Genomic DNA, 5,884 nt, shown 5'->3' on the forward strand with positions numbered 1-5,884 from the left:
GCTGAGCGGCCGCGATCCGGCTTGGTCTTAGCTCGGCGCGACGGGGACACTGGACTCATGGATCCGGTGACCGCACTGCGCCAGATTGCCTACTACAAGGACAGGGCGCGGGAAGACCCGCGACGGGTGATGGCCTACCGCAACGCCGCCGACATCGTCGAGGAGCTGAGCGAGGCCGACCGCGATCGCCATGGCGCGGCCAACAGCTGGCAGTCGCTGCCGGGCATCGGGCCGAAAACCGCCAAGGTTATCGCTCAGGCCTGGGCCGGCCGTGAACCAGACGTTCTAGTCGAGTTGCGTTCGGCTGCAAAGGATCTCGGTGGCGGCGATATCCGGTCCGCGCTTCGCGGCGACCTGCACGTCCACTCGAACTGGTCGGATGGGTCCGCGCCTATCGAGGAAATGATGCTCGCCGCAAGGGAGTTGGGCCACGAATACTGCGCGCTGACCGACCATTCGCCGCGGCTGACCATCGCCAACGGATTGTCGCCCGAGCGGCTGCGCAAGCAGCTGGACGTGATCGACGAGTTGCGCGAAACGGTGGCGCCGATGCGCATCCTCACCGGCATCGAGGTCGACATCCTCGAGGACGGCACCCTGGATCAGGAGCCCGAGCTGCTCGAGCGCCTCGACGTCGTGGTGGCCAGCGTGCACTCCAAGCTGAAGATGGACGCGCCATCGATGACGCGACGGATGATCAAGGCCGTGGAGAACCCGCACACCGACGTGCTCGGTCACTGCACGGGCCGGCTGGTCACCGGCGGCCGAGGCATGCGGCCGGAGTCGAAGTTCGACGCCGAGAAGGTGTTCACCGCGTGCCGCGAGAACGGCACCGCCGTCGAGATCAATTCGCGGCCCGAGCGCCGTGATCCGCCGACCCGGCTGTTGAAACTGGCGCTGGAGATCGGCTGTATGTTCTCCATCGACACCGATTCACATGCCCCTGGCCAGCTGGAGTTTCTCGGCTACGGGGCGCAGCGCGCGCTGGATGCTGAGGTTCCGGTGGAACGAATCGTCAACACCTGGCCGGCCGAGAAGCTGCTGGACTGGACCGCGTCGTAGCGGTCAACTCGTGGTGGTGAACGGGTTGTGTTCTGCCAGAAGCTTTTCCATCCGGGCCTCGTCGAGGCGGACCCGGATGGTCGCTGCCTCCTCTTGGTCGCGGATCACCTTGGCCAGCGTGAACGAGCTGGTTACCAGGAACAGGACGGTCATCCCCAGAAAGAGCCGCTGCCACATGTCCAATGGCAGGAAGAGAATGCCGCCGAGAACGCCGAGCAGACTCACGCCGAATGCGATGGCGGCCTGAAGGGCAAAGGCCGCGGTGTTCCTGGATGGGCGATTGAGTGTGGTCATGCATCCAGGCTGTCGTGAGCAGCGCGGCGGCGGCTGAGTGAGACTACTCAAATCCTCCTGACTAGTCCGGCAACTGGGGCATCTCAAGACCGGGATCGCGGCCGAGGAGGACGCCACGGGTGACCGAGCTGTTGCCATAGCGTTGACGCACCTGGTCGACCGCCTCGTCGATGGCGGTGGTGTCGGCGTCTTCCTCGAACGGCAGCTCCAGCTGCTGGGCACCCCCGCGATCGATGTTGGACACGGAGAAGCCGACCAGCGTCAGGCCGCGCTCGGCGATCAGCGGAGCGGCGGCGGCGACCAGACCGCGAGCGGTTTCGAGGATGGCGTCGGTCGAGGCGGTGGCGCGACGCATCGTGTGCGACCGGGTGGCCCGGCCGAAGTCGTCAAACCTCAACCGCAGCACCACCGTTCGGCCGGTGCGGCCGGCCTTGCGCATCCGCCGGGTGATCCGGTCGACGAGGTTGACCACCACCGCGTCGACCTCCGCCGCCGACATCGTGTTTCCGCGCCGCCCGAGCGCCCGTTGAGCGCCGACCGACCGGCGCCGCACCCCAGTCACCACCCTGCGCCGATCGATGTTGCGGGACAACGCAAACAGGCGATGACCCATCGCCCCGCCAACCAGCGAACCGAGCGTCGACTCGGAAAGCTCGGCGACATCGGCGACGGTCTCGATGCCGTGTGCGTTCAGCTTCTCGGCGGTCTTGGCGCCGACGCCCCACAGCCGTCGCACCGGCAGCGGGTGCAGGAAGGCCAACTCACGGTCCGGCGGCACCAATAACAGCCCGTCGGGTTTGGCCTCCTGGCTGGCGACTTTCGCCAGGAACTTGGTGCGGGCGATGCCGACGGTGATGGGCAGCCCCACGCGGTCGCGGACCTGGGCACGCAGTCGCGCGGCGATCTCCACCGGCGTGCCCGACACCCGCCACAACCCGGACACGTCGAGGAAGGCCTCGTCGACCGACAGCGGTTCCACCACGGGCGACGTGTCGTGGAACACCTCGAATACGGCCTCGCTGGCCTGCGAGTACGCCGACATTCGCGGCGGCACGACGATCGCGTGCGGGCACAAGCCGCGGGCCTGGCGACCGCCCATCGCGGTGCGCACGCCGTAAGCCTTGGCTTCGTAGCTCGCCGCGAGCACGACGCCGCCGCCGACGATCACCGGCCGTCCGCGCAACGCCGGATCGTCACGCTGCTCGACCGATGCGTAAAACGAGTCGAGGTCAGCATGGAGGATCGTCGCGGCCGACGACGGAGCCGTCGATCCAACCCGAGACACGAACATATGTTCGCATCGCCATCCGACATCATCAGGTCTTGTCTGTCATGTAGCCGCCGTGTATACATGAGCCATACGCTGAGGATGCGAGAGCGAATTTAGGGAGATCCTGGTGGACCCTCTCAGCAGGCGAAGGTTCTTAACCGCTGGTGCGGTCGTGGCGGGCACCGCAATCACGTCCGCAGTACTGGGCGGATGCGGGAATCCTGCCGCGTTACCTGAGTCAGCGAAAGAGGTGGTGCCGGGAGCCGGCGGTGCGCCAGGGCGCGGTGGAATTCTCTACTTCGGCTTGTCGACCGATCCGGCTAACTTCGATCCGCACGTCTCGACCGGCGCCGCTTCGGATTACCTGCGCCAACTCGCCTACAACAGCCTGCTGCAGTTCGACGCCGACGGTGAGATCGTCGGAGACCTCGCCGAGGAGTACGGATTCTCCGACCCGCAGACCTACGTCGTGCGCCTGCGGCCCGACGTGCAGTTCCACGACGGTTCCCCGCTGACCGCCGACGATGTCGTGTTCTCCATCCGGCGCATGCAGGACAAGGCCACCTCCGCGTCGTCCGCACCGCTGCTCGCCGGCATCGCCGAAGTGATCGCGCGCGATCCCCGTACCGTCGAGATGCGGCTCGACGAACCCGATGTGGCCTTGCCGTTCGCGCTTGCCCTTCCACCGACGCTGATCGTCAGCCGGCGCTGGATCGAGTCTGGCGCCAACCCGAAGACCACCGTGATGGGCACAGGCCCGTTCCGCTTCGTCGAGCGGATTCCCGGCGTCGCCACCACCTACGAACGGTTCGACTCCTACTTCGAATCCGACCTGCCGTACCTCAACGGCATCGTCTTCCAACCGATGGGCGACGACTATGCCCGGGTGACCGCCCTGCGCGCGGCGACCGTCGACATGATCGACTACGTCCCAGCCACCCACGTCGACGTCGTCACCCGTAACCCGCAGCTGCAGTTCGCTTCCGACAAGAACTTCGGATTCGGTTACGTCGGCTTCGATCTGGCGCAGAAGCCGTTCGACGACGTGCGTGTCCGCAGGGCCGTCGCGATGTCGATCGACCGGGACGCCGTGCTGAACACCGCATTTCTGAGTCACGGTGCCGCGATTGACGGTTCGCTGATGACACCGGACTTCGCGCCATATGCCACCGAGCTCGCGGGCTCGATGCCCTACGACCCCGACCAGGCTCGTTCCCTTCTACGGCAGGCGGGCGTCGAGGGGCTGCGGTTCCCGATGGTCACCACTAGCTCGTACTCCGTCATCTTCCGTCCGGCCCAGGCGATGTTGCCCTCGCTGCGCTCGACCGGACTCGACGTGGACCTTGTGCAACAGGAGTGGCTCACGTTCCGGCAGAGCGTGACCGACAAGAACTTTCCTGTCCACGCATGGGGCACGGCACCCAAATTCGGCGACCCGGCGTCGCTGTCGGACATCCTTGGCAGCACCGGTGTTCTCGCGAAGACCTTCTCGTTCTCCGACCCTGAGACGGATCGTCTACTCCGCGAAGGCCGCAAGGCCCAGGATCCGGGCCTGCGGATGGAGATCTACGCCGACCTCGAGCGGCGGGCCTTGGAGCTTGTCCCCCTCACCTACACCGTGCGACGCGAGCAGGGTGAGGCATTCCACACCTACGTCAAGGGCTATGCGCATCCGCCCAAAGGGGCATGGAACGGGACAGCGTTGCGGCGGACCTGGTTGGAGCGAACCCAATGAGCAACTACGTGATTCGCCGACTCGGTCTCGCCGTGGTGCAGCTGTTCGTCGTCGGCAGCATCGTCTTCTTCCTCATCCGGCTGATTCCCGGTGACCCAGCACGGGCCTCCCTCGGCGACGCCGCCACCGAGGAACAGGTCGCCGCGGCACGCGAGGCCATGCACCTGAACGAACCAGTAGCCGATCAGTACCTCGGATTCTGGGGCCGGCTGATGACCGGTGACCTCGGCACGTCCCTGCTGTCCGGACGCCCCGTCATGCAAGATCTTCCGACGCGGCTGATGAACTCGTTGGAGCTTGTCCTGCTGGCCCTGGCGCTCGCCGTCGTGATCGGGGTGATTCTCGGCCGGATCGCCGCGACGCACGCCGATCGCCCCGCCGACCACCTGTTGGTCGGTGGATCGATCGTCGGCATCTCGCTGCCGGTGTTCGTGGTCGGCACGTTGCTGCTGCTGGTCTTCACGTTCTGGATCCCGATCCTTCCGCCGAGACGGTTCGTTACACCATGGGCGGATCCGTTGGGGCACTTACAGATTCTGATCCTCCCGGTGATCACGTTGGCAGGTGCCGCGTGCGCGGTGATCACCAGGATGACCCGGTCGGCCATGCTGGACACGCTGTCGGCGGACTACGTGCGAACCGCGCGGGCCAAGGGCGTAGCGGAGAAACTTGTGGTCCGCCGGCACGCGCTGCGAACAGCGTTGGTGCCGGTGGTGTCGATCACCACGGTCGAGCTCACCACATTGATCGGTGGCACCGTCCTCGTCGAGACGATCTTCGGCTGGCCGGGTATCAGTTCCCTGCTGATGAACGCGGTCGGACAGCGCGACTATCCGGTCATCCAGGCGGTGGTGCTCGCGACCGCCACCATCGTCATCGTCGTCAACCTGATCGGCGATCTGGCCGTTCGGACCCTTGACCCCCGCACCACGGAGAGTTGAGATGACCCTCACCGACGGCATCCTCACCGACGCGCCAGTCGCGGCCACCCCCGTTGGCCGAGAGGGACTGTGGCGCAGGGCCTTACGAAACCGCCGCACGGCGATCGCCGGTGGGTTCCTGCTACTGTGCGCCCTCGTCGCTGTCCTCGCACCAGTCATCGCGCCGTACGACTATCGCGACATGGTCGGCCTGCCCCTGAGTCCGGATGGTCTGCTCGGGACCGACGACTTCGGTCGAGATGTGTTCTCCCGGTTGCTGATTGCTCTGCGTACCACCTTGTCGGTGGCCGTGAGCTCGGTCATCATCGCTGCGGTGATCGGGGTTGCCCTCGGACTGATCGCCGGGTACGCAGGCCGCATCGTGGGTACGGTGATCATGCGGGCCATCGACATCCTGCTCAGCTTTCCTCCGGTAGTCCTGGCCATCGCCGCCGTGGCGATCCTCGGCGACGAGCTCGTCAACGTCGTCCTGGTGATCGGCGTGCTCTACATCCCGCGGTTCACCAGGATCGTGTACAGCCAGGTGCTAGCCCTGCGGCATGTCGAGTACGTCGAAGCTGCCCAGATCATGGGCGCATCGAC

General features: G+C 66.0%; 6 protein-coding genes. 4 read left to right on the forward strand and 2 right to left on the reverse strand.

What is annotated here, in order from left to right:
* Nucleotides 1-57: 57 nt before the first annotated feature.
* Nucleotides 58-1,062 (forward strand): PHP domain-containing protein, encoded by a 1,005-nt coding sequence (locus VFH65_RS30225; RefSeq protein ID WP_353326955.1) that lies wholly within the window; start codon nucleotides 58-60, stop codon nucleotides 1,060-1,062.
* Between the two features lie 3 nt (nucleotides 1,063-1,065).
* Here VFH65_RS30225 and VFH65_RS30230 read toward each other — a convergent pair whose 3' ends face one another.
* The gene (locus VFH65_RS30230) at nucleotides 1,066-1,356 is read right to left on the reverse strand and encodes a YiaA/YiaB family inner membrane protein (RefSeq protein ID WP_353326946.1); all 291 of its coding nucleotides are present in this window, start codon (nucleotides 1,354-1,356) and stop codon (nucleotides 1,066-1,068) included.
* A gap of 61 nt (nucleotides 1,357-1,417) precedes the next feature.
* Nucleotides 1,418-2,647: a DNA polymerase IV gene (gene dinB / locus VFH65_RS30235; RefSeq protein WP_353326947.1), complete on the reverse strand. Its 1,230-nt coding sequence runs from the start codon at nucleotides 2,645-2,647 to the stop codon at nucleotides 1,418-1,420.
* A 151-nt stretch (nucleotides 2,648-2,798) separates the two neighbouring features.
* Between dinB and VFH65_RS30240 the strand changes: the two genes are divergently transcribed.
* The 3 genes from VFH65_RS30240 to VFH65_RS30250 form a co-directional block, all read left to right on the forward strand.
* Entirely contained in the window at nucleotides 2,799-4,361 is a 1,563-nt protein-coding gene (locus VFH65_RS30240) for an ABC transporter substrate-binding protein (RefSeq protein WP_353326949.1), read from the forward strand.
* On the forward strand, nucleotides 4,358-5,302 hold the full coding sequence (locus tag VFH65_RS30245; RefSeq protein WP_353326951.1) for an ABC transporter permease: 945 nt from the start codon (nucleotides 4,358-4,360) through the stop codon (nucleotides 5,300-5,302). The genes VFH65_RS30240 and VFH65_RS30245 overlap by 4 nt, the downstream gene beginning before the upstream one ends.
* Nucleotide 5,303: 1 nt before the next feature.
* On the forward strand, nucleotides 5,304-5,884 hold a 581-nt coding region (locus VFH65_RS30250), incomplete at its 3' end, for an ABC transporter permease (RefSeq protein WP_353326953.1).

The organism is Mycobacterium sp., assembly GCF_035697385.1.
Taxonomy (GTDB): Bacteria; Actinomycetota; Actinomycetes; order Mycobacteriales; family Mycobacteriaceae; genus Mycobacterium.